We start from the raw sequence: 25,849 nt of genomic DNA, 5'->3' as shown, positions 1-25,849 counted from the left end.
TCAACGTCCTGACAGCTGGTGCAGTGCGGAAATGACCCGAGTGACATCGTCATCGGTCATATCCGGGAACAACGGAATGGAACAAATGCGCGCGCTGTTCCATTCCGTATGCGGTAATGAAACTTCAGGGAAACGCTCGCGGTAATACTTTTGCGTATGGGCCGCACGGAAGTGCAGGCCGGTGCCAATGCCCATGGCCTTCAGTCTTTCCATCAGCGCATCGCGGCTGATGCCGCAGGTGGCTTCATCAACGCGGATAATAAACAGGTGCCAGGCGTGCTGATGCTCCCACGACGGTGCCACCAGCGGCCTGAAGGGCGTATCCGCCAGCTCGCGCAGATAGCGTTGCGCGATGGCGGCGCGACGCTGATTGGCGTGGGCGAGCTTGTCCAGCTGCACCAGCGCCAGCGCGGCGTTGATATCCGCGAGATTGTATTTAAAGCCCGGCGAAATCACCTCTGCCTGCGGGGCGCGGCCCAGAGTCTGGCGGTCATAAGCGTCAACGCCGAGGCCGTGGAACTTCAGGCTGCGAATGCGCGCGGCCAGCTCGTCATCATCGGTCACCACCAGCCCGCCTTCGGCGCAGGTCATATTCTTGATCGCATGGAATGAGAAAATGGCGGTACCGCGCCAGCCGACGTGACGGCCTTTGTAGTACGTCCCCGCCGCGTGGGCGGCATCTTCAATCACCGGAATAGCGTGACGCTCGCCAATCGCGCGAATAGCGTCAATATCCGCCGGTGCGCCAGCGTAGTGCACAGGGATAATTGCTTTGGTTCGCGGGGTGATTGCCGCTTCAACCGCTTCGGGGGTAATCATCAGGTTATCGGGATCGACATCGATCATCACCGGGGTCGCGCCGAGCAGGCAGATCATGTTCAGCGTGGAGACCCAGGTCTGGGAAGGGGTGATCACTTCATCGCCCGCACCGATACCCAGCCCCATCAGCGTGACGTGCATGCCGCCGGTCGCCGAACTGACGGCGATGGCGTGACGGTTGCCGGTTAACGTGCAGAACGCCTCTTCCAGCGCCTGATTTTTCGGTCCAGTGGTGATCCAGCCCGATTGCAAAACTTCACGCAGCGCAGCCAGCTCTGCGTCGCCCATCGACGGGCGCGAAAACGGCAAAAAATCGCTCATCATGTTCCTGTTCTGTGAATGACCCGCGAAAAACCGGGTCGATAAGAAATATCCTGCACCTGCTGACCTAAACAAAATGAAAATGAAAGCGAAATCAGCCCGAGGGCGCATTTCATTATTTTGTATTCAGATGTTATTAAATTTAGTCAGCTTTGCTTAGGATAATATTAAGAAATTAATATTAATTAGATATGCATAATGATTTCGTTAAAAATCATTGAGATAGAGTGGAATTTATCGCAGAAAAAGGCGCTATAGCGTTCCCGCCGGACGGCGAAATAGCGGGAACGCATTGCTGAAAAGTAAACGGATGCTCAACCAGATTCTCATAAACAGCCTTTAAACATGGTTCAGCAAATATAAAAAATCCAGTCGAATCACGAAACTATTTCAAAATGATTACAGGTTGGCAGGAAAGTTGTCAGGTAATTCGTTAGCCGGGCAATTAATCACTTCGTCATTATCCGCGCCGCAATCGCGCACAAAAGTGATGGTAGCAAACTCATCAATCACTTCTGTCGGATAAGCCGGACCGGCTTCACGATAAGAGACCATCAGCGGAATATGATCGTTCTGGAAGCAGACGGTTTTCTCCGGGTTATTCATTACCCAGCGCGGGAAAAAGATGGTGCCGTGAAACAGTTTATCGCCGAGGTTAACGATCAGGCTCACGTCGGTACCGGTCGGTTCGGTCCAGGAAATTTTGTAGATGCTTTCGCCGACGCGAACGATGTAAGCCTGCTGATCTTTCACCCAACGATTCGCGACGATACCGCTGTGAATACGATAATCCAAAGTGGTGCCGTTTTTAACGTAAATTTCGTAGTTCCAGCCATTATCATAGGTATAAACCAGATGTTTGCCGATAAAACCGCTCAGGTCATGTTTGTCGAATGTGCTCATAATCTGTTCTCCTTTGTTTGTTGAGAACAAGCATACTGCTTTAAAAAATGGATGAATAACGCTATGTTTGGATTAAACTCATTCACTTTTTAGATGGATTATGCACAAGACTACGCTGGAACAATGGGCGCTGCTGGAGAAAGTTGTCGAGCTGGGTAGCTTCGCAAAGGCGGCGGACGAGACCCACCGCAGCCAGTCGTCGGTGAGCTATAATCTCGCGCTATTGCAGGAACGGCTGGGCGTCACGCTGCTGACGCCATCGGGCCGCCGCGCGGTGCTGACCCCGGCAGGCGAGCTGCTGCTCGGTCAGGTTAAGCCGCTACTGCAGGCCTTCTCTTACGTCGAAACCCATGCCGCCACCCTGCGAGACGGCGCCCGGACCCGGCTGGATCTGGTGGTCGACAGCATTTTCCCACGCCAGCGGCTATTCGCCATTCTGCGCCAGTTTCAGCAGCGCTACCCGCAAACCCAGGTCAGGCTGACCGAAGTGCTGGAAAACGTTGAGGAAGAGCATCCGGCCCGCAGCGAGGCGGACGTGATGGTGCTGACACGCCGTCAGGATATTACCGGCCGCGGCGAATGGCTGATGAATATTGATTTTGTCGCCGTCGCCCATCGCGATCATCCGCTATCCGCCCTTGAAGGGCCGCTGGACGATAACGCGCTTACTCCCTGGCCGCTGGTGCGCATCGCCGACCGCAGCAACGATCCGCAGTCCGCCCGCGACGCGTGGACCTTCTCCACTATTGATGCCGCTATCGATGCGGTGCTGTATCAGGTCGGGTTCGGCTGGCTGCCGGAAGAGCGGATTCGCCCACAGCTTCAAGAGGGGGTACTGAAGGCGCTACCGTTAGGACACGGCGTGCGGCGGGCAACGCCGCTTCACCTGATCGTGAAGCGTGATTTAACGCCCATTGATGAGCAGGTCGCCACGCTGTTGGATCTGTTCAGAACGCCCTGATGGGCTTGTTTACCCGGCTCGCGCTGCGCTTAGCCGGGCTACAGGTTCTACAGGTTCCCCGCCGTCTGCGGATCTGGTAGCCCGGACAGATGCGCAGCATCGCCTCCGGGAAATGTGCCGAAGCTGATGCTTCCCGGCTTTGCGCTGCGTTTAGCCAGGCTGCAGGCGGGTTCGTAAACTCATACAGCCAAAGGAACTATATCTTTTTCTTATACTTTCAGGCGCTATATTGATCCAGCTTACGCCGAAAGTATGATGAATCATTAAAATCGTCATACTTTCCTGTCGCTGAGAAAAAGCCTTGTCTATTATCCGCACCACGCTGCTGGCGCTACTCGCCTGCGTTTGTTTGCTGGCCCGTGCCGCGCCGAATGATATCACCACCGCATGGCCGGTTAACGTGGGACCGCTCAACCCGCACCTCTACACGCCCAATCAGATGTACGCCCAAAGCATGGTGTATGAACCGCTGGTGAAGTATCAGGCGGATGGCTCGGTGAAGCCCTGGCTGGCCACGAGCTGGACGCACTCGGAGGATGGCAAAGTCTGGACCTTCACCCTGCGCGATAATGTAACATTCTCCAACGGCGAAGCGTTTGACGCTCATGCCGCCGTGGAGAACTTCCGCGTGGTGCTCGATAACCGCCAGCGCCACGCCTGGCTGGAGCTGGTCAATCAGATCGTCGATGTCAACGCGCTCGACAAAAGCCATCTGCAAATCACCCTGAAAAGCGCCTATTACCCGTTCTTACAGGAGCTGTCGCTGCCGCGCCCTTTCCGCTTTATCGCTCCGTCGCAGTTCAAAGACAATGAGACCCTGCGCGGCATTAAAGCGCCGATTGGCACCGGTCCATGGGTACTGAAGGAATCAAAACTCAATCAGTATGACGTGCTGGTGCGTAATGACCGCTACTGGGGTGAAAAGCCGCAAATTCAAAAGATCACCGTCAAGGTGATCCCGGACCCGACCACCCGCGCGGTGGCGTTTGAAACCGGCGATATTGATCTGCTCTACGGCAACGAAGGGCTGCTGCCGCTCGACACCTTTGCCCGCTTCAGCCACAACCCGGCCTACCGTACCCAGCTTTCCCAGCCGATAGAGACGGTGATGCTGGCGTTGAACTCCGCCAGGGCCCCCACTAATGAGCTCCCGGTGCGCGAAGCGCTGAACTTTGCGGTGAATAAAAAAGCGTTGATTGATAACGCCCTGTACGGCACTCAGCAGGTTGCCGATACGCTGTTCGCTCCTACCGTGCCCTATGCCGATATTGGCCTGAAGCCGCGTCGGTACGATCCGCAGCAGGCGAAGGCGTTGCTGGAAAACGCGGGCTGGGTACTGCCTGCGGGAAAAGATATTCGCGAGAAAAACGGCCAACCGCTGCACGTTGAACTGTCGTTTATCGGCACCGACGCGCTGAGCAAATCGATGGCCGAAATCATTCAGGCCGATATGCGCCAGATTGGCGTGGACGTGGCGCTGGTCGGCGAGGAAGAGAGCAGTATTTATGCCCGCCAGCGCGATGGTCGCTTCGGCATGATTTTCAACCGTACCTGGGGCGCACCCTACGATCCGCACGCCTTTATGAGTTCGATGCGCGTGCCGTCGCACGCCGATTTTCAGGCGCAACAGGGATTAGCCGACAAACCGATTATTGATAAAGAAATTGGCGAGGTGCTGGAAACCACCGACAAAACGCGGCGTCAGGCGCTGTATCGCGACATTCTCACGCGTTTGCACAACGATGCGGTCTACCTACCCATCAGCTACGTCTCGATGATGGTGGTCGCCAGACCGGAGCTGGGCGCGATCCCCTATGCGCCGATCGCGTCTGAGATTCCGTTTGAACAGATTAAGCCGGTGAAACCCTGATGTTACGTTACGCGCTGCGGCGGGTTGCGCTGCTGATACCGATGATCTTCGCCGCCTCGGTGATTATCTTTTTAATGCTCCGCCTGGGCACCGGTGACCCGGCGCTGGACTATTTGCGCCTGTCAAACCTGCCGCCGACGCCGGAAATGGTGGCTTCGACCCGCGCGATGCTGGGGCTGGATCGGCCGCTTATCGTCCAGTACGGCGGCTGGCTGTGGCGGGCGCTGCAGCTGGATTTTGGCGTTTCGTTCGCCACCCAGCGCCCGGTGCTGGACGATATGCTGAGCTTCCTGCCCGCCACGCTGCAGCTGGCGGGGGCCGCGCTGGTGCTGATCCTCCTCACCTCCGTGCCGCTCGGCATCTGGGCGGCGCGGCACCGCGACCGCCTGCCGGATTTTATTGTGCGGATCATCGCCTTTCTCGGCGTGTCGATGCCCAACTTCTGGCTGGCTTTCCTGCTGGTGATGTTCTTTTCGGTTTACCTGCAATGGCTGCCGGCGATGGGCTATGGCGGCTGGCAGCACATCATTCTGCCTGCGGTGTCGATTGCCTTTATGTCGCTGGCGATCAACGCCCGTCTGCTGCGCGCCAGCATGCTGGAAGTCGCCGGACAGCGTCACGTAACCTGGGCCAGACTGCGCGGCCTGAACGCTAAGCAAACCGAGCGTCGCCATATTCTGCGCAACGCCTCGCTGCCGATGATTACCGCCGTGGGAATGCACATCGGCGAGCTGATTGGCGGCACGATGATTATCGAAAATATCTTTGCCTGGCCCGGCGTGGGCCGCTACGCCGTCTCGGCGATTTTTAACCGCGACTACCCGGTCATTCAGTGTTTTACCCTGATGATGGTGATCGTTTTTGTGGTTTGTAACCTGATGGTTGACCTGCTGAACGCCGCGCTGGACCCACGCATTCGCCGCCATGAAGGAGCGCGCTCGTGAACTTCTTCTTCTCTTCACGCGGGTCAGTCCGCATATCCTTGCTCATCATCGCCCTGCTGGCGATCGTTGCGCTCACCAGCCAGTGGTGGCTGCCGTACGATCCGCAGGCCATCGATCTGCCTTCGCGCCTGCTGCCGCCTGGCGGACAGCACTGGCTCGGCACCGATCATCTGGGGCGCGATATCTTCTCGCGCCTGCTGGCGGCGACCCGCGTATCGCTTGGCTCGGTGATGGCATGCCTGCTGCTGGTGCTGGCGCTGGGGCTCATCGTCGGCGGCAGCGCCGGGCTTATCGGCGGCCGCGTCGATCAGGCCACCATGCGCGTCGCGGATATGTTTATGACCTTCCCGACCTCAATCCTCTCTTTCTTTATGGTAGGAGTACTGGGAACCGGGCTGACCAACGTGATTATCGCCATCGCCCTGTCGCACTGGGCATGGTATGCGCGGATGGTGCGCAGCCTGACGATCTCCCTGCGCCAGCGCGAATTTGTGCTCGCCGCGCGGCTTTCCGGGGCGGGCCACGTACGGGTATTTGTCGACCATCTGGCCGGGGCGGTCATTCCGTCGCTGCTAGTGCTGGCGACCCTGGATATCGGGCATATGATGCTGCACGTCGCCGGGATGTCGTTCCTCGGCCTCGGCGTCACCGCGCCCACCGCCGAGTGGGGAGTGATGATTAACGACGCCCGCCAGTATATCTGGACCCAGCCGCTGCAAATGTTCTGGCCGGGACTGGCGCTGTTTATCACCGTCATGGCCTTCAACATGGTGGGCGACGCGCTCCGCGATCGCCTGGATCCTCATCTTATCGCGGAGCACGCCCACTAATGCCGCAACAAATTACATTGCAAAACATCGTCTTACAGGCCGAGTGTCCGCTGGTGCACGGCGTATCATTGACGCTCAAACGCGGGCGCGTGCTGGCGCTGGTTGGCGGCAGCGGCAGCGGAAAATCGCTAACCTGCGCGGCGGCGCTGGGCATTCTGCCTCCCGGCGTGCGGCAAACGGCGGGAACAATTCTCGCCGACGGCCAGACGGTTTCTCCCGGCGAACTGCGCGGCAGCAAAATCGCCACCATTATGCAGAACCCGCGCAGCGCCTTTAATCCGCTGCACACCATGGCGGCCCACGCGCGGGAGACCTGCCGGGCGTTGGGTAAACCCGCAGACGACGCCGCGCTTATCGCGGTGCTGGAAGCCGTTGGGCTGGAGGAGGCGCGGCGCGTCCTGAAGCTTTATCCGTTCGAGATGAGCGGCGGCATGCTGCAGCGGATGATGATTGCCATGGCGCTGCTATGCGAGGCGCCGTTTATCATTGCCGATGAACCGACCACCGATCTGGACGCGGTGGCCCAGGCGCGCATTCTCGATCTGCTGGCAGGCATTATGCAAAAGCGCGGGCCCGGGATGCTGCTGGTCACCCACGATATGGGTGTTGTGGCGCGGCTGGCGGACGATGTGGCGGTGATGGATAGCGGCAGCATCGTGGAACAGGGCGATGTGGAAAGAATATTCAGCGCTCCGCAGCACAGCATCACCCGCGGTCTGGTGGCGGCGCATCTCGCCCTCTATGGTCTGGAGCTGGCCTGATGACATTACTGAGCGTATCCGCGATTACCCATCAATATACCGATTTAAAGGTGCTAAAAGAGGTATCTTTGGCGCTGAAAAGCGGCGAAACCGTAGCCCTGCTGGGACGCAGCGGCTGCGGGAAAAGTACCCTGGCGCGCCTGCTCGTCGGCCTGGAATCGCCCACTGAGGGCAGCGTCTGCTGGCGGGGAGAACCGCTCTCCCGGCTCAATCGCGCTAAGCAAAAGGCGTTCCGGCGGGATATTCAGATGGTATTCCAGGACGCCATCAGCGCGGCGAATCCGCGTAAAACGGTACGCGAAATGTTGCGCGAACCCATGCGTCATCTGCTGTCGCTGACCAAATCGGAGCAGCTGGCCCGGGCAAGCGCAATGCTCAAAGCGGTGGATCTCGACGATAGCGTGCTGGATAAACGCCCCCCGCAGCTGAGCGGCGGACAGCTGCAGCGCGTCTGCCTTGCGCGCGCGCTGACGGTAGAACCGAAGCTGCTGATCCTTGACGAGGCGGTTTCTAACCTCGACCTGGTGCTCCAGGCGGACGTCATTGGTCTGCTCAAAAAACTCCAGCAGCAGTTTGGCACCGCCTGCCTGTTTATCACCCACGATTTACGTCTGGTGGAGCGCTTTTGCCAGCGGGTGATGGTGATGGATGAGGGGCAAATCGTTGAGATACAGGCCGTGGGCGATAAATTAACGTTTTCTTCCAGTGCCGGCCGCATGTTACAAAATGCGGTACTTCCTGCCTTTCCCGTGCGCCGCAATAAGGTTTAAAACAGATGCAACGTATCACGATTACTCTCGATGACGATTTACTCGACATGCTGGATAACCTCAGCCAGCGCCGTGGCTATCACAATCGCTCCGAAGCCATCCGCGATATTCTGCGCGGCGCGCTGGCCCAGGAAACCACTCAGGAGCAAGGTACCCAAGGCTTCGCGGTCCTCTCCTATGTTTATGAGCATGAGAAACGCGATCTCGCCAGCCGTTTAGTCTCCACCCAGCATCACCACCACGATCTCTCGGTCGCCACCCTTCACGTCCATATCAACCACGATGATTGTCTCGAAATCGCCGTGTTGAAAGGCGATATGGGCGACGTTCAGCATTTTGCCGATGACGTTATCGCCCAGCGCGGCGTGCGCCACGGCCATTTGCAGTGCCTGCCGACGGAGAAGGAATCCCCCCACTCATAAACTGTGCGCGGCGATAAACGGCTTTTTAACTCGCGAGCGGAGCTAACGCTATCATGCTGGCTCGTTGGCCCATGCGCCTCGTAGCGGTTTTTCTCAACGATTAATAAACAACATGAATTATACGTTTGGTTAATTATTTCACTTCGCTAATAATCACGTCTCATTTAACGATCTCGTTATGGCGAGGCTCCTGCATAAACATAAGTTACCGCCCTGTTGGTATCGAGAGAGACCACTCAGGGAAATACAGGCTTCCATCGAATCAAGGTGTTGCCAAGGTAACTTCTGACGGCGTTCATGCCGGACAGATACGTTGTGCAGTGCTAAAACCAGGACGTAGGGATCTGCCTGTGCTCATCCTGTCTTGTTCGCCCCTATGAGTGATTTTTTATAGGGAATTACACCATGTCTTCCATTCAACTGCGCGCCGCACACCACGCCACCTCGGCTTTCGACGGCGACGCGATCGTCCAGTACATGCGTACCGATTTCATCACCCTGCCGGAACATCTTAGCGTGCATGAAGCCCGCGAGCTGTTTGTTTCTCAGCTGGCCAGCGATGAGATCCCCGGCCAGGTTTTTGTCGTCGCCGGAAAAAAACTGCGCGGCAGCTTATCGATAAAAAAGCTGCTGCAGGAGAGCGATGCCGCACAATCCATTCGTTATTTAATGGATAGCTGCCTGTTTCGCGTCAGGCCTGACGACCCGCGTCCACAGGTGGTCGCCGAACTGGCCGAGCGCGGGCTCGATCTCGTGCCGGTGGTCGAAAAGGGCGAGCTGGTCGGCTGCCTGATGGAAAAAGAGATTGCGCATCTGCTGGAGGATGACGTGACCGAGGATGCTCAGCGCCAGGGGGCAACGCTGCCGCTGGAAAAGCCCTATCTGGAAACCAGCCCGTGGGCGCTATGGAAAAAACGTTCGGTATGGCTGCTGCTGCTCTTTGTCGCCGAAGCCTACACCAGCAGCGTGTTACAGCATTTTGAAGAGGCGCTGGAGTCAGCTATCGCGCTGGCCTTTTTCATTCCGCTGCTGATTGGTACCGGCGGCAACAGCGGGACGCAGATCACCTCCACCCTCGTGCGTTCCATGGCGCTCGGGGAAGTGCGGCTGCGCGATATGGGGCGCGTGATCCGTAAAGAGGTCTCAACCTCGCTGCTGATCGCCATTACGCTCGGTCTGGCGGGCTGCCTGCGCGCCTGGATGATGGGCATCGGCATGGAGATCACCCTGATCGTCAGCCTGACGCTGGTTTGTATTACCCTGTGGAGCGCGGTGGTATCGTCGGTGATCCCCCTGACGCTCAAACGCGTCGGTATCGACCCGGCGGTAGTTTCAGCGCCGTTTATCGCCACCCTTATCGATGGTACCGGACTGATTATCTACTTCAAAATCGCCCAGTATTTCCTTGGGCTGAACTGATTATCTTGCCCGGCGGGAAAGATTTGCCGGGCTGTTTTATTCCTGCCCGAATATCCGCAATCACATTAAGCAATCTCAGTAACTCTGGGGCAAGTCGATAAAACGCGTGCCCTTTTTCCGTTAAGATAACTTTTCTGATATTCCTGCCGCGCTTAATAAGATTGAAACCCAGCGCATTTTCAAGCGCACAAATGCTGGTTGTTATCGAAGAGGGTTCAATACTTAGCCGCTGAGATACGCAATGAATATTCCCCTCCTGAACCATAAGCATGAATATCTCCAGCTGTAGTTTATTCACTGGCAATAATTCCCCTTGAGAAAACGTCACCCTGACGTTTTAAGTTGTCCGCTGAACAATGTCAATGGATACAAACAAACCTTTACTTTGCATCAACAACAGAAAATGTGAGGCGAATAGCCGCCTCATTTAATTTTGCATTTCAACCATTTCAAAATTAAATATCCCAACCCACAGCACTATCTTAATATGTGAAGAGCATCACTCAGCCGCAAAAACAAAAATAAAAAAACTGAATATTTATCATGTAGTTGAAAATTTAATTCGCACAATATTAATTTATGGCACACCCCATGCAATTACCTCCACGTAATCAACACTGGAGATAGTTAAATGACCTACAAAATTTTACTCCCGCAGGAAATCATGGCGGAAGGAAGAGAATATCTGGAAAGCCGCGGTTATCAGCTGATTAACGGCTCAGGGATGGAAGAAGAAGATATCATTCGCGACATTGGGGATTGCGACGGTATTATCGTACGCCTTTCAAAAATGTCCGATCGCGTATTTGAGGCGGCTAAAAAGCTGAAAGTCGTTGCACGACATGGTGCTGGTTACGATACGGTCGATCTGGAGTCCGCTAAACGTCATGGCGTAGTCGTATTAAATGCGCCCATTGCTAATAGTATGTCCGTTGCCGAACTGGCCATATTTTATATGCTGCACTGCTCGCGTAATTTTAAGCTGGTACAGGAAAAGATGCTTGAAGATTATTACTGGGCAAAACTGCGCACGCCAAAAGTGGAACTGGATGGTAAAACGCTGGGCCTGATTGGCGTGGGAAATATCGGTTCACGCGTGGCAATAAAAGCGCTGCATGGCTTTAATATGAAAGTTATCGCCTACGATCCGTATAAAACTCAGCAGCAGATCCCCGAAGGCGTAGAGCTTACCGACGATTTTGACCGTATTTTCAAAGAAAGCGACTTTGTTTCTCTGCACTGCCCAACAACCGCGGAAACCACTGATTTTGTCGGTGAGAAACAGTTTTCCATGATGAAGCCCACCGCCTACTTCATTAATACCGCACGCGGAAAGCTGGTCGATGAAAAAGCGCTGTATCACGCCTTGAGCACCCACGCTATCGCCGGGGCGGGCGTGGATGTTTTAAAGAAAGAGCCGTTTGATGCCAACGATCCGATTTTCTCGCTAAGCAATATCGTGATTGCCCCGCACATTGGCGCCGCCACTATCGAAGCGACCGACAGAGCATCGCTCCATTCCGCTATTGGCATTGATGAAGTCTTATCCGGTAAGAAGCCGTCCTGGCCGGTCCCGGGTTTTTAAGGAGAAAGAACATGACTATTGGTAACCGCATTTTTTTAAAACGTCCAGCCTGCAGCGTCGATCTCCTTAAAGAATTTGAACAGCTCCCGGCGGCGAATATCGCTGACACCATGAACCGCATTGCCGTACTGGGTAACGGAATTAAACGTATTTCTTCGCCGAAAAAACCGATTATGGCGGGCTTCGCCATCACCGTAAAAGTTCGCGCGGGCGATAACCTGATGCTGCACGCCGCGCTGGATATGGCGGGTGAGAACGATGTGATTGTGGTCTCCAACGAAGGCGACCGCTCGCGAGCGTTGATGGGCGAGATCATGGTGGCCTATGCCCACTGCATGAAGAAAGTCGCCGGTATCGTGCTGGATGGACCTATCCGCGATATCGATGCGCTGTCGGTTCTCGATTTTCCGCTGTTCGCCACCGGCTCCAATCCCGCGGGCCCGTTTAAACAAGGTCCGGGAGAGGTGAACACGCCGATCGCCGTTGGCGGCGTCGCGGTTTGTCCGGGCGACCTGATCGTCGGCGATGCGGATGGCGTGATTGTAATCCCCCTCGGCGACGCAGAAGCCGTACTGAATAAAGCCAAAGAGTATGCAAAATTCGATGCCAGCAAAGTAGAGGCCGCCAAAAACGGCACCGCGAATCGCCTTTGGGTCAAAAAATCACTGGATGAGACAGGCGTTGAGTTTATCGACGACATGTATCGTTAATTTGATTAAATAATATCAGGCCGCGGTGCCCTGAAGGGCCGCGGCATTAAAGCAAAGGTAATAAAAATGCTTTATTTAAAACTCTTGCCCATTATCTTTTTCCCCGTTTTATTTTGGATAATACCGCACCCGGAAGGCGTCTCCGCACCGACCTGGCATATGGTTGGCATCTATCTGGCGATGCTGTGCGGGCTGGTTTTGCGCCCGTTTACCGATGCGGTCATTATGCTGATTATTCTCGGGTTTGCCTCTCTGGTTCTCGACCCTGCTCCCCTGTTTGCCGGTTTTGGCAGCCCTATGGTCTGGTTTATTATCAGCGCCTTTATTATTTGCAAAGCGTTTGTTATCACCGGACTGGGTAAACGTATCGCCTATCTGCTGCTAAAACGCTACGGTAAAAATACCCTCACCCTGGGATATCTGATGATGGTAACGGATACCGTACTGGCCCCGGCAACGGGTTCAAATATGTCCCGTTCGGGAGGCATCACCTATCCCATCTTCAGGAACATCGCCGAAGCGCTGGGCTCTAAGCCCGACGACGGTAGCCGGAAAATCGGCGCCTATCTGACCATCCTGATGTACGTCGTCTCAATGGGAACCTCCAGCCTGTTTCTGACGGGGATGGCGACTAACTCGATTACCGTCTCGCTGGCCAATGAGATCATGAAAGTGAATCTCGAATGGATGACCTGGTTTAAAGCTGCCGTGGTGCCTGCCGGACTGGTGCTGCTGCTCGCGCCGTGGATACTGTATAAAATCTACGCGCCGGAACTGAAAGTTATCGATAACGTCAATGAAATTGCCGAGAAGGGTCTGCGTGAACTGGGTCCGGTAAAACGCGAAGAGAAGCTGCTGATCGTGTTCTTTGTTCTGGGCGTGCTCGGCTGGATGACGGGTTCCATCACCGGTATCGCCTTTATTCCCGTCGGCCTGGCGTTTCTCGCCTGTCTGCTGCTTTTCGGCGTGCTGAGCTGGAATGACGTGGTGAGTGAAAAATCGGCCTGGCAAACTTTCGTCTGGTATGGCGCGTTTTATGGATGTGCGGTTGCCCTATCAAAAGGCGGTTTCTACGTCTTTCTGGTGGACGTTATCAAAAACTATCTCGACCTGTCGCACCTGAATGAAATCAGCGCGATTGCCGTCCTGGTCTTTATCAGCCTTGCTGTCCGCTATTTCTTTGTCTCGAATAGCGCGTTCGTCGTCTCTTTCTATCCGGTACTCTTTACCCTGGGAATGACGACCCAGGCGCATCCTATGTACGTGGCGCTTTCTCTGGCCTTCTCCGCAGGATACGGCGCACTGCTTACGCACTACGGCAACGGCGCTGGCGTATTTACGTTCTCCAGCGGCTATGTCCCGCAAAAAACGTTCTGGATGCTGGGCACCATCATGGTGGTGGTCAACGTATTAATCTTCTTCCTGATCGGTATCCCCTACTGGAAGTTTATCGGCATTTAACAGGAGCAAAAAATGAAACTGGATATTCTGATTAAAAACGGTCTGGTCGCCGATCTCGAAGGCCATGATTATATTAATCGCAATATTGGCGTTATCGGTAATCGCATCGTGGACTTAAATGCCGTTGACGATTTGCAGGCCGAAACGGTGATTGATGCCGCGGGTTGTATCGTGCTGCCTGGTTTAATCGACTTCCATGGTCATGTTTTTCACGGCGGAACCGCCATCAGCGTCAACCCTGATATCGTATGCTTGCCCAACGGGGTCACCAGCATGGTCGATGCCGGCAGCAGCGGCTGGGTGAATTATCAGCTTTTTCGCAACAGCGTGATTCATCCTGCCATGGTGAAAATCAAAAGCTATTTGAACGTGGTCAACGTCGGGCTTTCCACCCTTGGGGGCGGGCCGACCGGTTATCTGGAAAATACCAACCCGGCAAATTACAACGAAGAGAAGATAGCCCAAACCCTAAATGGCAATAGAGACAATATTCTCGGCTTGAAACTACGCTACAGCCAGGATATCGCCAAAGGGAAACAGTACGCCAGCGACCCGCTTCTCTCTACCGTCTCCCTGGCGCGTAAACTGGATACCACGATTTGCGTTCACGTCACGGACTCGCTTCTCTGTGCCGATGAACTGATCCGTTATTTTAATGCCGATGATATTTACGCACACTGCTTCCACGGTACCGGCCACTCGATTCTTAATGAACAGGGCGAGGTCTATGCGGCGATAAAAGAGGCGCAGACCCGGGGGGTTATCTTCGACTGTTCAAACGGCGTGGCCCACTTTGATTTTCACGTTGCCAGAACCGCCATGGAGCAGGGATTCTATCCGGATATCATTAGTACCGATCTCACCCTGAGAAATAGCTTACGGACGGATAAGGTCTACAGTCTGCTCCACGTCATGTCGAAATATCTCAACATGGGAATGTCCTTCTTCGATATCGTTCGCGCGGTAACCGCTACGCCGGCGCGCTTAATGAAAATGCAGGGACAAATTGGTACCCTGGCGCCCGGTGCTTGTGCTGATATTTCCATTGTTAAGCTGCGAAAAGAGAAGATTGTTTTTGAAGATACTCAGGGCGTTAAAATTGAAGGGGACCGTTACATTGATAACTGCGCAACTCTGTGTAATGGTCAAATCGTCTATCGCCGCCTGCGCTTCTAATCGCTAATTATGAAGCCTTACGTCTACATCGGCGTAGGGCTTTTATTCTGAATCACTCATAACATGACTTCCCTCATTGCTTCTCCTCGGTCTCATCATATACTAAGGCTTGCCTACTCTGATGCCTGCGAGAATAATGCATGAATAATAATGAAATTGTTATCTTTTCAGTTTCCAGGACAATAACCCAAAGAATTATGAATGTCCTTATTGAAAGAAAGCTCGACATCCCCGTCTATGAATTTCGTTATTCAGATGTTCTCGACAAAGCCCATGAGATGATTCAATCCGGCACTAAGATAATTATTAGCCGGGGCGGTACCGCCGCACTCTTGCGTAGCAACATTACTATCCCTGTCGTTGAAATCGCCCATGATTTTCATGGCGTTTATCGCATCTTACAAGAAGCCAACAGCAAATCGCAAAAAATTGCCGCCGTTGGCTTCCCGCAATTTTGTAGCGCCTTGCGCCATTACCAAAACATGACCAATGAAGAGTTTAAAATTTGTCAGGTTTACAACCATCACGATATTGAAAATGTTATAAAGAATCTTTCGGAGAATAATTATCATACCGTAATCGGCGGCCTGACCGTTGCTGAAATGGCGCAAAAATATCACCTCAATGCAATCATGGGTGATACCGATAACATTTCCATTGAACAGGCCATCAATGAATCTCATAGTTTATTGAAATACATTAATCGAGAAAACAGCAAGCTAATCATGAGCCATTCAGCCTTGAATCAGGCGCGTGAAGGTATTATGTGCATTGATCAGCTTGGTGAAATTATAAATATCAATGCCACCGGTGTTGAATTATTTCAATGTCAAGCCGGAGATAAACTATTCAAAAAAGAAGCCTTTAAAGAGATTTATGCCAGCATTATTAATGAATTAGACATCAAAGAGCAGGCTATAGACATTAACGGCGTAACGATTCATATTTCCGTGCGCCATTTTTCTAACCCAAAAATATCTTATGCCGTTATTACGGGGTTAAGCCAGGAAAGCTCGCTTTGGCAAAATAGTATCAGCAAAAAAAGTAAGCTCCGCGGTTTTTCCACAACCTGGTCTTTCGACGACATTATTGGCCAGTCTCCGGCGATACGCGATGTCATAAAAAAAGCTAAACTGTGCGCCCGCCACGAACTTCCCATTCATATTTTAGGCGATACCGGCACAGGCAAAGAGCTTTTCGCCCAAAGTATTCATAACCATAGCGCCAGAAGCCATAGCCCTTTTATCGCGATTAACTGCGCGGCCATCCCTGAGGGTATTCTGGAAAGCGAACTCTTTGGCTATGCCGACGGCGCATTTACCAGCGCACGTAAGGGCGGAAAACCGGGGGTGTTTGAAATGGCGATGAACGGCACGGTGTTTATCGATGAAATCAGCGAAGCGCCGTTATCGGTACAGGTTAAGCTGCTGCGCGTGTTACAAGAGAAGCAATTCTCTCGTCTCGGGGGCGATACGTTGATCACCGCCGATTTTCGCCTGATCACCGCCAGCAATAAGGATCTGCGCCAGCTCGTCGCCAGCGGTGAGTTCAGGCGGGATCTGTACTATAGAATTAATATTCTTGAGTTGAGTCTACCGGCCTTACGCCAACGACCGGGCGATATCATGTTGTTGATTCAGAACCTGCTTTATCAGCAAGGTAAGCAAATCACATTCACCCCCGACGCGGTGGATTTTTTGCATCGCTATAGCTGGCCTGGCAACATTCGTGAACTTCAGGCGGTTATCTACCGGCTCATCGTCCTGCTGGACATCGATCGAGTGAGCAAAGACGTTTTGCTGCAGATCGGTCAAATTTCACCGGATGGCGACAACGAGAGCTCTCACTTCCCGGCCACGGGCGTGACATCAGATGAAACCGATTTATTAAAGAAACAAGAGAAACGGCTGATTACCCATGTCATCGAAAAAACCGACGGGGACAGAACCAAAGCGTCGGTGATGCTCGGCATCAGTCCCACGACCCTGTGGCGCAAATTAAAGCAGCACAATATCAGCGGATAAGGCGGAGCCGGGTCCGCGGATACAGAGCAAGCGGTTATTTCTGTTCCGCTAAAGCCTGCGCGCAAGCCCAGGCTGATGCCCACGCCCACTGGAAGTTATAGCCTCCCAGCCAGCCGGTGACGTCCATCACTTCGCCGATAAAGTACAAACCGGGCACCTTTCGGGCTTCCATGGTGCGCGAAGAGAGCTCATTCGTATCGACACCGCCGAGGGTCACTTCCGCCGTGCGATAGCCTTCGGTACCATTCGGCTGGACGCGCCATGCGGTCAGCGTCTCAACCAGCGCCTGCTGCTCGCGAACGTTAAGCTGTTTCAGGGTGACATCCGGAAGTTGGCCCAGCTGCTGTAAGCATTCAACCAACCGCTTCGGCAGCTGCATCGCGAGGGTGTTTTTCAGGCTCTGATTGGGATGCGCCGCACGCTGCTCGTTAAGGAAGTCATCAAGATGGCAATCCGGCAGCAGATTGATGCTGACGAATTCTCCCGGCTGCCAGTAGCTGGAAATTTGCAGTACCGCCGGTCCGGACAGCCCGCGGTGGGTAAAGAGCAGATTTTCCCGGAAGACGGTCCCATTTTCCGCCGTGATGGTCGAGGGTACCGACACCCCGGAAAGCACCTGCAGCTGTTCAAGCAGCGGCTTATGCAAGGTGAACGGCACCAGGCCCGCTCGGGTCGGCAGCACCTTCAGGCCAAACTGCTCGGCAAGCTTATAGCCAAACGGCGAGGCGCCGAGGCCCGGCATAGACAGTCCGCCAGAGGCAACCACCAGCTTTTTCGCCGCCACCGTCTCGCCGTTAAGCTGTAGCGTGTAGCCCTCATCATCCCGTTCAACGCCGATAATTTCGCTGCGCAGACGAATTTGCACGCCGCCTTTTTCGCACTCGGCCAGCAGCAGGTTAACGATTTGCTCGGCGGAATCATCGCAGAAAAGCTGGCCCAGAGTTTTCTCATGCCAGGCAATACCGTATTTGCCAACCAGATCGATAAAGTCCCACTGGGTGTAGCGCGCCAGCGCAGATTTGCAAAAATGCGGGTTTTGACTGAGATATGCCGCGGGTTCGATATACATGTTAGTAAAGTTACAACGGCCACCGCCGGACATCAGGATCTTACGCCCGGGCTTTTTGCCATTATCGAGCAACAGTACCCGGCAACCTGCCTGCCCCGCCTGCGCCGCACAAAACATTCCCGCCGCTCCGGCGCCGATTACGATGGCATCAAACCTTTCCACACAACATTCCTCATATCCCGATTGTCGGGAATTGTAAATTTTTCATTCTGGTCGCACCAGCCTGAAAAAAACAGATTTATGTACCTTATTGAAAGATATAGGAATACTCCCAACAAGGTAAAACTTAAACAGGAAGAAAATCAAAAAAAGTCTATATTTCACTTTGCCCGCGCCGCGAAAGTCACTGATAATGCGCCGCGTTCATGTCCTCAAAATGGCGTAACGTCCTATGCTACATTTATTTGCCGGTCTGGATTTACATACCGGGCTATTATTATTGCTTGCTCTGGCTTTCGTGCTTTTTTACGAAGCGATCAATGGTTTTCATGATACCGCAAACGCTGTTGCAACTGTGATTTACACACGCGCAATGCGGTCGCAGCTTGCTGTGGCGATGGCGGCTCTTTTTAACTTCTTCGGCGTTCTGCTGGGCGGTCTCAGCGTAGCCTATGCCATCGTGCATATGTTGCCGACCGACCTGCTGCTTAACATGGGTTCAGCGCATGGCCTCGCCATGGTCTTTTCCATGTTGCTGGCGGCAATCATCTGGAACCTCGGCACCTGGTACTTCGGCCTTCCGGCCTCCAGCTCGCACACTCTGATCGGCGCGATCATCGGTATTGGTTTAACCAATGCGCTGATGACCGGCACGTCGGTGGTAGATGCGCTGAACATCCCGAAAGTCATGGGTATTTTTGGCTCGCTGATCATCTCGCCAATCGTGGGTCTGGTTGTGGCGGGCGGCCTGATTTTCATTCTGCGTCGCTACTGGAGCGGAACCAAAAAACGCGCCCGTATCCACCTGACCCCAGCCGAGCGTGAAAAGAAAGACGGCAAGAAAAAGCCGCCATTCTGGACGCGTATTGCGCTGATTCTGTCCGCCATTGGCGTCGCGTTCTCCCATGGCGCGAACGATGGCCAGAAAGGCATTGGCCTGGTGATGCTGGTTCTGATCGGCGTTGCTCCGGCGGGCTTCGTGGTCAATATGAACGCTTCCGGCTACGAAATCACCCGTACCCGCGATGCGGTCAACAATGTGGAAACCTTCTTCCAGCAGCGCCCTGAGCTGTTGAAGAAAGCGACCGGCGCCGAGCAGCTCATTCCGTCTCCGGACGCAGGGGCAGCCGCTAACGGCGAGTTTCACTGCCACCCGGCAAACACCATCAACGCGCTTGACCGCGTGAAGACGATGCTGGCCGGCACCGAAAGCTACGACACGCTCTCCGTTGAGCAGCGTAGCCATTTGCGCCGTATTATGCTCTGCATCTCCGACACCACCGATAAAGTGGCTAAACTGCCGGAGGTGAATGCTGACGATAAGCGTCTGCTGAAGAAGCTGAAAACCGATATGCTGAGCACCATCGAGTATGCGCCAATCTGGATTATTATGGCGGTTGCTCTGGCGCTGGGAATCGGCACCATGATCGGCTGGCGTCGCGTGGCGACCACTATCGGCGAGAAAATCGGTAAGAAAGGGATGACCTACGCGCAGGGTATGTCAGCTCAAATGACCGCAGCCGTATCGATTGGTCTGGCAAGCTATACCGGGATGCCGGTTTCCACCACCCACGTGCTCTCCTCCTCGGTAGCGGGGACGATGCTCGTTGATGGCGGCGGTCTGCAGAAGAAAACCGTCACCAGCATCCTGATGGCCTGGGTGCTCACCCTGCCGGCAGCGATTCTGCTGTCCGGTGCGCTGTACTGGCTCTCGCTGCAGTTTATCTAAGCGGGTATCAGTCAGAAGAGAGACAAACGGGTCAGGAAACTGGCCCGTTTTTTTTGCCTGCCGTAAAGCTAGTGCCAGATAGCCAGGGCAATCATGCTGACCACCACCAGGCCGCATAGCGCGCTGGTGAGGATAAACTGCCGACGAACCCGCTCGCAGCGGCGGATAAACTCATCGTCATGGTGATCGCGGTAGCGCTGAGCGTAGATGTACCACACCAGGCGCATCTGTTTGCTGGGCTGTCCGTGCGACGTAAAAAAACCGCCGCCGTCGACATATTGATAGAGCAAAGGGTCACAACCACGTAGCACAACAAGCAATGCACGCAGCGACGAGAAGTAGCGTGCCATATTCACTACACATACGATACACAGGGCCCAAAACAGCGCAATAGTGCTGATCATACCTCCTCCCCGGCGACCCGTCCTCGGAGGCTCCCTCCGGGACTACCGCTCCCCAATAGCAAACCGACTGTACAGTAAAAGAGTGCGATTCCGATCACGTTTATTTATCCGACCGGCTCATTAAATAGTGTAGGAGATCAGTTAATTTTTTTACCACAACGTTAATCATTATCAATGCATAAGTCGGATATATTTGTTTAACTATTCGCTGAACAAGGTGGATTGACGGATCGCGAGGGGCGCTATAAGGTAGAAATATCTTCTACAATTAGGTCCTTAAGGACTAGCCCCCGCGAATGTAGCACGCAGGACGCGGGCGAAGCGGCAGCGCTGGCTGTCAGGTCCAACGGTCATCGACAACTTATGGAAGGAGTAACACTATGGCTTACAAACATATTCTTATTGCAGTAGACCTGTCCCCGGAAAGCAAAGTACTGGTAGAAAAAGCCGTTTCTATGGCCCGTCCCTACAATGCAAAAGTTTCCCTGATCCACGTGGATGTGAATTACTCCGATCTCTACACCGGCCTTATTGACGTCAATCTGGGCGACATGCAGAAACGCATCTCTGAAGAGACTCATCACGCGTTAAGCGAGCTGTCGACTAACGCGGGCTACCCGATCACTGAGACCCTCAGCGGCAGCGGCGATCTCGGCCAGGTTCTGGTTGATGCGATTAAAAAATATGATATGGACCTGGTGGTTTGTGGTCACCATCAGGACTTCTGGAGCAAACTAATGTCCTCAGCGCGTCAGCTTATCAACACCGTTCACGTTGATATGCTGATTGTCCCACTGCGCGACGAAGAAGACGAATAACAGGACGTTATTTAATTCGCTGATGACCAACGCCCGCTAACGCGGGCGTTTTTGTTTCTCGCCTCACCCACCGCAGAAAAAGCACATACATCCACATAATCACCACAATGCCAGATTGATCAACCATTTCACCGGCAATTTACCCATATAATAATTTGTTAACAGCCATGAACATCATATCATTACGCAAAATAAAGCTTTTTCAGCGCGTTTTGGCATACGCGTTCATACTTTTCCGGACAGGACTTAAAGGCGAAGAAAGATGAATTCAACCGCACCGACAGGCTTGCTGCAGCAACCTCGCCCATTCTTCATGATCTTTTTTGTGGAACTATGGGAGCGATTTGGCTATTACGGCGTACAGGGCATCCTGGCTGTATTCTTTGTTAAACAGCTTGGTTTTTCTCAGGAGCAGGCGTTTATTACCTTCGGCGCATTTGCCGCGCTGGTCTACGGCCTTATCTCCATCGGCGGCTATGTCGGCGATCATCTGCTGGGTACGAAACGTACGCTGGTTCTGGGCGCGATTGTGCTGGCAGCGGGCTACTTTATGACCGGCCTGTCGCTGCACCAACCCAATTTGATTTTCATCGCGCTGGGGACTATTGCGGTGGGAAACGGGCTATTTAAAGCCAACCCGGCGAGCCTGCTATCTAAGTGCTATCCGCCAAAAGATGCCCGTCTGGATGGCGCCTTCACGCTGTTTTATATGTCGATCAATATCGGTTCGCTGCTGTCGCTCTCGCTGGCGCCGGTGATTGCCGATAAGTTCGGCTACGCGGTGACCTACAACCTGTGCGGCGCAGGGCTGATCGTCGCCCTGCTGGTTTACTTCGCCTGTCGAGGAATGGTGAAGGATATCGGCTCTGAGCCGGACCGCAAGCCGCTAAGCCTGCGCAATCTGCTGTACGTGCTGGCCGGAACGGTGGTCATGATTTTTCTCTGCGCCTGGCTAATGCATAACGTCAAAATCGCCAACCTGGTGCTGATTATCCTCTCGGTGGTGGTGACGATTTTTTTCTTCCGCGAGGCCTTCAAGCTGGATAAGACCGGACGCAACAAAATGTTCGTCGCCTTTATCCTGATGCTGGAAGCGGTGCTGTTTTATATTCTGTACGCGCAGATGCCCACCTCACTCAACTTCTTTGCGATCAACAACGTCCACCATGAAATTCTCGGCTTCGCGATTAATCCGGTGAGTTTCCAGGCGCTAAACCCGTTCTGGGTAGTGGTTGCCAGTCCGATCCTCGCCGCTATCTATACGCGTTTGGGTAATAAGGGCAAAGATTTGACCATGCCGATGAAGTTCACCCTCGGTATGTTCCTGTGCGCGCTAGGCTTTCTGACGGCCGCCGCCGCGGGAATGTGGTTTGCCGATGCCCAGGGGCTGACCTCGCCGTGGTTTATCGTGCTGGTCTATCTGTTCCAGAGCCTGGGGGAACTGCTGATTAGCGCTCTGGGGCTGGCGATGGTCGCCGCGCTGGTACCGCAGCATCTGATGGGCTTTATTCTTGGGATGTGGTTCCTGACGCAGGCCGCCGCGTTCCTGCTGGGCGGCTACGTGGCGACCTTCACCGCCGTACCGGACAATATTACCGACCCGCTACAGACGCTGCCGATTTATACCGATGTCTTCAGCAAAATTGGCCTGGTGACCCTGGGCGTAACGGTGGTCATGGCGATCATGGTGCCGTGGCTGAACCGGATGATTAATACAAAAAGCGCGTAAAAACGCGGCCGCCGACAAGGTTTCCCGGATTGCGGCTAACGCCTTATCCGGGCTACCCCCCCCAGACCGCACGAACCCATAGCCCGGGCAAGGCGCGATGAGCGCCGCCCCCGGGGGAAGCACGCACGCTATTTCAGTCAGAAACATGCCCGGATTGTGGCTCAACCGCCGTTCCGGCGTATATATCAAACCGGTGGCCTTTGGTCACGACCGCGTTCGGCGTCGCCACGTCCGCCAGCGGCGGCGCGTAGTCCGGTCGCTTAACCACTACCCGTTTGCTCGCCAGCCGTCGCGCCGGTTCCAGCAGACCATCGGCGTCTAAATCCGGCCCCACCAGCGACTGAAATACCCGCATCTCTTTCTTCACCAGCGCGCTTTTCTGCTTATGCGGAAACATCGGGTCGAGATAGACCACCTGCGGACGCGGGGTGATATCGGTCAGCGCCGTCAGGCTGGAAGCGTGGATCAGCTGCAACCGCTCCTGCAACCACGGGCCGATCTCCGCATCGGCGTAGCCGCGCGCCAGGCCATCGTCGAGCAGCGCGGCAACCACCGGGTTACGCTCGAGCATCCGCACGCGACAGCCCACGGAGGCAAGAACAAAGGCATCCCTTCCCAGACCGGCGGTCGCATCGACCACATCCGGCAGGTAGTCGCCTTTGATGCCCACCGCTTTCGCCACCGCCTCGCCGCGGCCGCCGCCGAACCTGCGCCGATGGGCCATCGTCCCGCCGACAAAATCGACGAAGATGCCGCCAAGCTTCGGCTCATCGCGCTTGCGAAGCTCCAGATGCTCGGGCGTCATCACCAGCGCCATCAGGTTGTCTTCATCCTGCTCCAGCCCCCAGCGGTCAGCCAGAACGGATAGGGCGCCGTCTCCGGCGCCCGTTTCATCAATTAAACAAATTTTCACAACAGGATTAACTCTTAATACCGTAATGCTCAAGCATCGCGTCCAGCTGCGGCTCGCGACCGCGGAAGCGTTTGAACAGGACCATTGGCTCTTCCGAACCGCCGCGGCTAAGGATGTTGTCGAGGAACGACTGGCCGGTTTCGCGATTGAAGATCCCCTCCTCTTCGAAGCGCGAGAAGGCATCCGCCGCCAGCACGTCGGCCCACAGGTAGCTGTAGTAGCCCGCCGCATAACCTCCGGCGAAGATATGGCTGAAGGCGTGCGGGAAGCGGCCCCAAGACGGACCAGGAATCAACGCGACCTGCTGCTTAATTTCCGCCAGCGTTTCGAGGATTTTCGCGCCCTGCTGCGGGCTGAACTCTGCATGCAGGCGGAAGTCGAACAGACCGAACTCCAGCTGGCGCAGAATAAACATCGCCGCCTGGTAGTTTTTCGCCGCCAGCATTTTCTCCAGCAGCTCCTGCGGCAGCGGCTCGCCGGTTTCGTAGTGGCCGGAGATAAACGCCAGCGCTTCCGGCTCCCAGCACCAGTTTTCCATAAACTGGCTCGGCAGTTCGACCGCATCCCACGGTACCCCGCTGATGCCGGAGACGCCAGCGGTATCGATACGGGTCAGCATATGGTGCAGACCGTGACCAAATTCGTGGAACAGGGTGATCACTTCATCGTGGGTGAACAGCGCCGGCTTACCGCTGACGGGACGGTTAAAGTTGCAGGTCAGATAAGCGACCGGCTTTTGCAGCGTGCCGTCAAGCTTGCGCATCTGGCCGACGCAGTCATCCATCCACGCCCCGCCGCGTTTGTGTTCGCGGGCGTAGAGATCGAGGTAGAAGCTGCCGCGCAGCTCGTTATTTTCATCATAGAGTTCGAAGAAGCGCACCTCAGGATGCCAGACGTCAACGTCAGTACGCTCTTTCGCGGTAATGCCGTAAATACGCTTAACCACTTCGAACAGGCCGTTAACGGCTTTGTTTTCCGGGAAGTACGGGCGAAGCTGTTCATCGCTGATGCTGTAAAGATGCTGCTTCTGTTTTTCACTGTAGTAAGCGATATCCCACGGCTGCAGCTCATCAACGCCGCATTCGGCTTTGGCGAAGGCGCGCAGCTGAGCCAACTCTTTCTCACCCTGCGGACGGGCGCGTTTGGCCAGGTCGGTCAGGAAGTCGAGCACCTGCTGCGGATTTTCCGCCATTTTGGTCGCCAGCGACTTATCGGCATAGCTGTCAAAGCCCAGCAGCTGCGCCAGTTCATGGCGCAGGGCAAGAATTTCCGCCATCACCGGGCCGTTATCCCATTTTCCGGCGTTCGGCCCCTGGTCGGAGGCACGGGTGGAATACGCGCGATACAGCTCTTCACGCAGCGCCTGATTGTCGCAGTAGGTCATCACCGGCAGATAGCTCGGGATATCCAGGGTCAGCAGATACCCTTCCTGCTCTTTGGCTTCAGCCTGGGCTTTCGCCGCGGCAAGCGCGCTTTCCGGCATCCCGGAGAGCTCGGACTCATCGGCGATCAGCTTGGTCCAACCCATGGTCGCGTCGAGCACGTTGTTGCTGTACTGATTGCCCAGCTCGGAGAGGCGAGCGGCGATTTCGCCGTAGCGTTTCTGCTGCTCTTTCGCCAGGCCAATACCGGAGAGTTCAAAATCACGCAGCGCGTTATCGACCGCTTTTTTCTGCGCGGTATTCAGGGTGGCGTAATGGTCGCCGTCGCGCAGATCGCGGTACGCTTTGTACAGACCTTCATGTTGCCCAACCCAGGTGCTGTACTCGGAGAGCAGCGGCAGGGTTTGTTCGTAGGCTTCGCGCAACTCCGGGCTGTTTTTAACCGAGTTCAGGTGGCTGACCGGAGAAAAAAGGCGCCCCAGCACATCGTCCACTTCCGCCAGCGGCTGGCAAAGATTTTCCCAGGTATACGGCGCCCCTTGCGCCACCGCGCGCTCTACCGCCGCCCGGCAGTCATCCAGCGCTTTAGTGACCGCGGGGACCACGTGCTCGGGTTTGATTGCAGAAAATGGCGGTAATGAAAAAGGCGTCAGTAATGGATTGGTCATAT

23 protein-coding genes and 1 riboswitch are annotated in these 25,849 nt (G+C 54.7%); of the genes, 16 read left to right on the top strand and 7 right to left on the bottom strand.

Annotation, left to right across the window (positions count from 1 at the left end; translation table 11 throughout):
• Both arnB and K7H21_RS01510 read right to left on the bottom strand, forming a co-directional pair.
• A complete protein-coding gene (gene arnB / locus K7H21_RS01515) occupies positions 1 to 1,140 on the bottom strand; it encodes a UDP-4-amino-4-deoxy-L-arabinose aminotransferase (RefSeq protein ID WP_004126209.1) in 1,140 nt (379 codons plus the stop codon).
• A 399-nt stretch (positions 1,141 to 1,539) separates the two neighbouring features.
• Positions 1,540 to 2,046 carry a phenolic acid decarboxylase gene (locus tag K7H21_RS01510; protein ID WP_025106840.1) on the bottom strand — a complete coding sequence of 169 codons (507 nt, stop codon included), beginning with the start codon at positions 2,044 to 2,046 and terminating at the stop codon, positions 1,540 to 1,542.
• Positions 2,047 to 2,143: 97 nt separating this feature from the next.
• On the opposite strand from K7H21_RS01510, the gene K7H21_RS01505 reads away from it, so the two are divergent.
• The 8 genes from K7H21_RS01505 to K7H21_RS01470 all read left to right on the top strand — a co-directional run bounded on the left by K7H21_RS01505 (position 2,144) and on the right by K7H21_RS01470 (position 10,020).
• Positions 2,144 to 3,004, top strand: a complete 861-nt coding sequence (locus tag K7H21_RS01505; RefSeq protein ID WP_223035526.1) for a LysR family transcriptional regulator — start codon at positions 2,144 to 2,146, stop codon at positions 3,002 to 3,004.
• A 301-nt stretch (positions 3,005 to 3,305) separates the two neighbouring features.
• Entirely contained in the window at positions 3,306 to 4,874 is a 1,569-nt protein-coding gene (gene nikA, locus K7H21_RS01500) for a nickel ABC transporter substrate-binding protein (protein WP_223035525.1), read from the top strand.
• Positions 4,874 to 5,818: a nickel ABC transporter permease subunit NikB gene (gene nikB, locus K7H21_RS01495; protein WP_049113782.1), complete on the top strand. Its 945-nt coding sequence runs from the start codon at positions 4,874 to 4,876 to the stop codon at positions 5,816 to 5,818. Before nikA ends, nikB begins: the two co-directional genes overlap by 1 nt.
• Entirely contained in the window at positions 5,815 to 6,648 is an 834-nt protein-coding gene (nikC, locus tag K7H21_RS01490; RefSeq protein ID WP_049113783.1) for a nickel ABC transporter permease subunit NikC, read from the top strand. The genes nikB and nikC overlap by 4 nt, the downstream gene beginning before the upstream one ends.
• Complete coding sequence (gene nikD / locus K7H21_RS01485) at positions 6,648 to 7,409, top strand: nickel import ATP-binding protein NikD (RefSeq protein WP_004126230.1); 762 nt, start codon at positions 6,648 to 6,650, stop codon at positions 7,407 to 7,409. The genes nikC and nikD overlap by 1 nt, the downstream gene beginning before the upstream one ends.
• On the top strand, positions 7,409 to 8,179 hold the full coding sequence (nikE, locus tag K7H21_RS01480) for a nickel import ATP-binding protein NikE (protein WP_004126231.1): 771 nt from the start codon (positions 7,409 to 7,411) through the stop codon (positions 8,177 to 8,179). The genes nikD and nikE overlap by 1 nt, the downstream gene beginning before the upstream one ends.
• A gap of 5 nt (positions 8,180 to 8,184) precedes the next feature.
• Complete coding sequence (gene nikR / locus K7H21_RS01475) at positions 8,185 to 8,601, top strand: nickel-responsive transcriptional regulator NikR (protein WP_142471494.1); 417 nt, start codon at positions 8,185 to 8,187, stop codon at positions 8,599 to 8,601.
• 165 nt (positions 8,602 to 8,766) lie between these two features.
• Positions 8,767 to 8,950, top strand: a riboswitch (M-box (ykoK) riboswitch).
• A 56-nt stretch (positions 8,951 to 9,006) separates the two neighbouring features.
• Entirely contained in the window at positions 9,007 to 10,020 is a 1,014-nt protein-coding gene (locus K7H21_RS01470; RefSeq protein WP_004126233.1) for a magnesium transporter, read from the top strand.
• Here K7H21_RS01470 and K7H21_RS01465 read toward each other — a convergent pair.
• Positions 9,986 to 10,291, bottom strand: coding sequence for a LysR family transcriptional regulator (locus tag K7H21_RS01465; protein ID WP_004126236.1), 306 nt, complete (start codon positions 10,289 to 10,291; stop codon positions 9,986 to 9,988). The genes K7H21_RS01470 and K7H21_RS01465 overlap by 35 nt on opposite strands.
• A gap of 360 nt (positions 10,292 to 10,651) precedes the next feature.
• Here K7H21_RS01465 and K7H21_RS01460 point away from each other — a divergent pair, with 360 nt between their 5' ends.
• From K7H21_RS01460 to K7H21_RS01440, 5 genes are all read left to right on the top strand, one after another.
• The gene (locus K7H21_RS01460) at positions 10,652 to 11,605 is read left to right on the top strand and encodes a hydroxyacid dehydrogenase (RefSeq protein ID WP_004106636.1); all 954 of its coding nucleotides are present in this window, start codon (positions 10,652 to 10,654) and stop codon (positions 11,603 to 11,605) included.
• An 11-nt stretch (positions 11,606 to 11,616) separates the two neighbouring features.
• The gene (locus K7H21_RS01455; RefSeq protein ID WP_004126241.1) at positions 11,617 to 12,315 is read left to right on the top strand and encodes an RraA family protein; all 699 of its coding nucleotides are present in this window, start codon (positions 11,617 to 11,619) and stop codon (positions 12,313 to 12,315) included.
• Positions 12,316 to 12,381: 66 nt separating this feature from the next.
• On the top strand, positions 12,382 to 13,776 hold the full coding sequence (locus tag K7H21_RS01450; protein ID WP_004126262.1) for a DASS family sodium-coupled anion symporter: 1,395 nt from the start codon (positions 12,382 to 12,384) through the stop codon (positions 13,774 to 13,776).
• A gap of 12 nt (positions 13,777 to 13,788) precedes the next feature.
• Complete coding sequence (locus K7H21_RS01445) at positions 13,789 to 14,952, top strand: metallo-dependent hydrolase (protein ID WP_004126263.1); 1,164 nt, start codon at positions 13,789 to 13,791, stop codon at positions 14,950 to 14,952.
• A gap of 140 nt (positions 14,953 to 15,092) precedes the next feature.
• Complete coding sequence (locus K7H21_RS01440) at positions 15,093 to 16,976, top strand: sigma-54-dependent Fis family transcriptional regulator (protein WP_004126264.1); 1,884 nt, start codon at positions 15,093 to 15,095, stop codon at positions 16,974 to 16,976.
• A 34-nt stretch (positions 16,977 to 17,010) separates the two neighbouring features.
• Here K7H21_RS01440 and K7H21_RS01435 read toward each other — a convergent pair whose 3' ends face one another.
• Positions 17,011 to 18,207 (bottom strand): BaiN/RdsA family NAD(P)/FAD-dependent oxidoreductase, encoded by a 1,197-nt coding sequence (locus K7H21_RS01435; protein ID WP_032741979.1) that lies wholly within the window; start codon positions 18,205 to 18,207, stop codon positions 17,011 to 17,013.
• A 229-nt stretch (positions 18,208 to 18,436) separates the two neighbouring features.
• Between K7H21_RS01435 and pitA the strand changes: the two genes are divergently transcribed.
• Positions 18,437 to 19,933: an inorganic phosphate transporter PitA gene (gene pitA / locus K7H21_RS01430; RefSeq protein WP_004126266.1), complete on the top strand. Its 1,497-nt coding sequence runs from the start codon at positions 18,437 to 18,439 to the stop codon at positions 19,931 to 19,933.
• Positions 19,934 to 20,001: 68 nt separating this feature from the next.
• Here the strand turns inward: pitA and uspB are convergent, their stop codons facing one another.
• A complete protein-coding gene (gene uspB / locus K7H21_RS01425) occupies positions 20,002 to 20,337 on the bottom strand; it encodes a universal stress protein UspB (RefSeq protein WP_004126267.1) in 336 nt (111 codons plus the stop codon).
• A 380-nt stretch (positions 20,338 to 20,717) separates the two neighbouring features.
• On the opposite strand from uspB, the gene uspA reads away from it, so the two are divergent.
• Positions 20,718 to 21,155 carry a universal stress protein UspA gene (gene uspA / locus K7H21_RS01420; RefSeq protein ID WP_004126268.1) on the top strand — a complete coding sequence of 146 codons (438 nt, stop codon included), beginning with the start codon at positions 20,718 to 20,720 and terminating at the stop codon, positions 21,153 to 21,155.
• 262 nt (positions 21,156 to 21,417) lie between these two features.
• Complete coding sequence (gene dtpB / locus K7H21_RS01415; protein ID WP_049123330.1) at positions 21,418 to 22,884, top strand: dipeptide/tripeptide permease DtpB; 1,467 nt, start codon at positions 21,418 to 21,420, stop codon at positions 22,882 to 22,884.
• A gap of 133 nt (positions 22,885 to 23,017) precedes the next feature.
• Here dtpB and rsmJ read toward each other — a convergent pair whose 3' ends face one another.
• On the bottom strand, positions 23,018 to 23,797 hold the full coding sequence (gene rsmJ / locus K7H21_RS01410) for a 16S rRNA (guanine(1516)-N(2))-methyltransferase RsmJ (RefSeq protein ID WP_004126270.1): 780 nt from the start codon (positions 23,795 to 23,797) through the stop codon (positions 23,018 to 23,020).
• Between the two features lie 7 nt (positions 23,798 to 23,804).
• Entirely contained in the window at positions 23,805 to 25,847 is a 2,043-nt protein-coding gene (gene prlC, locus K7H21_RS01405) for an oligopeptidase A (RefSeq protein ID WP_004126271.1), read from the bottom strand.
• Positions 25,848 to 25,849 lie beyond the last annotated feature (2 nt).

It is taken from the genome of Klebsiella sp. CTHL.F3a, from assembly GCF_019890895.1.
Classification (GTDB): Bacteria; Pseudomonadota; Gammaproteobacteria; order Enterobacterales; family Enterobacteriaceae; genus Klebsiella; species Klebsiella grimontii.
The sequence above is the reverse complement of the archived record's forward strand: the minus strand, read 5'-3'. Positions and strand labels throughout refer to the sequence as shown.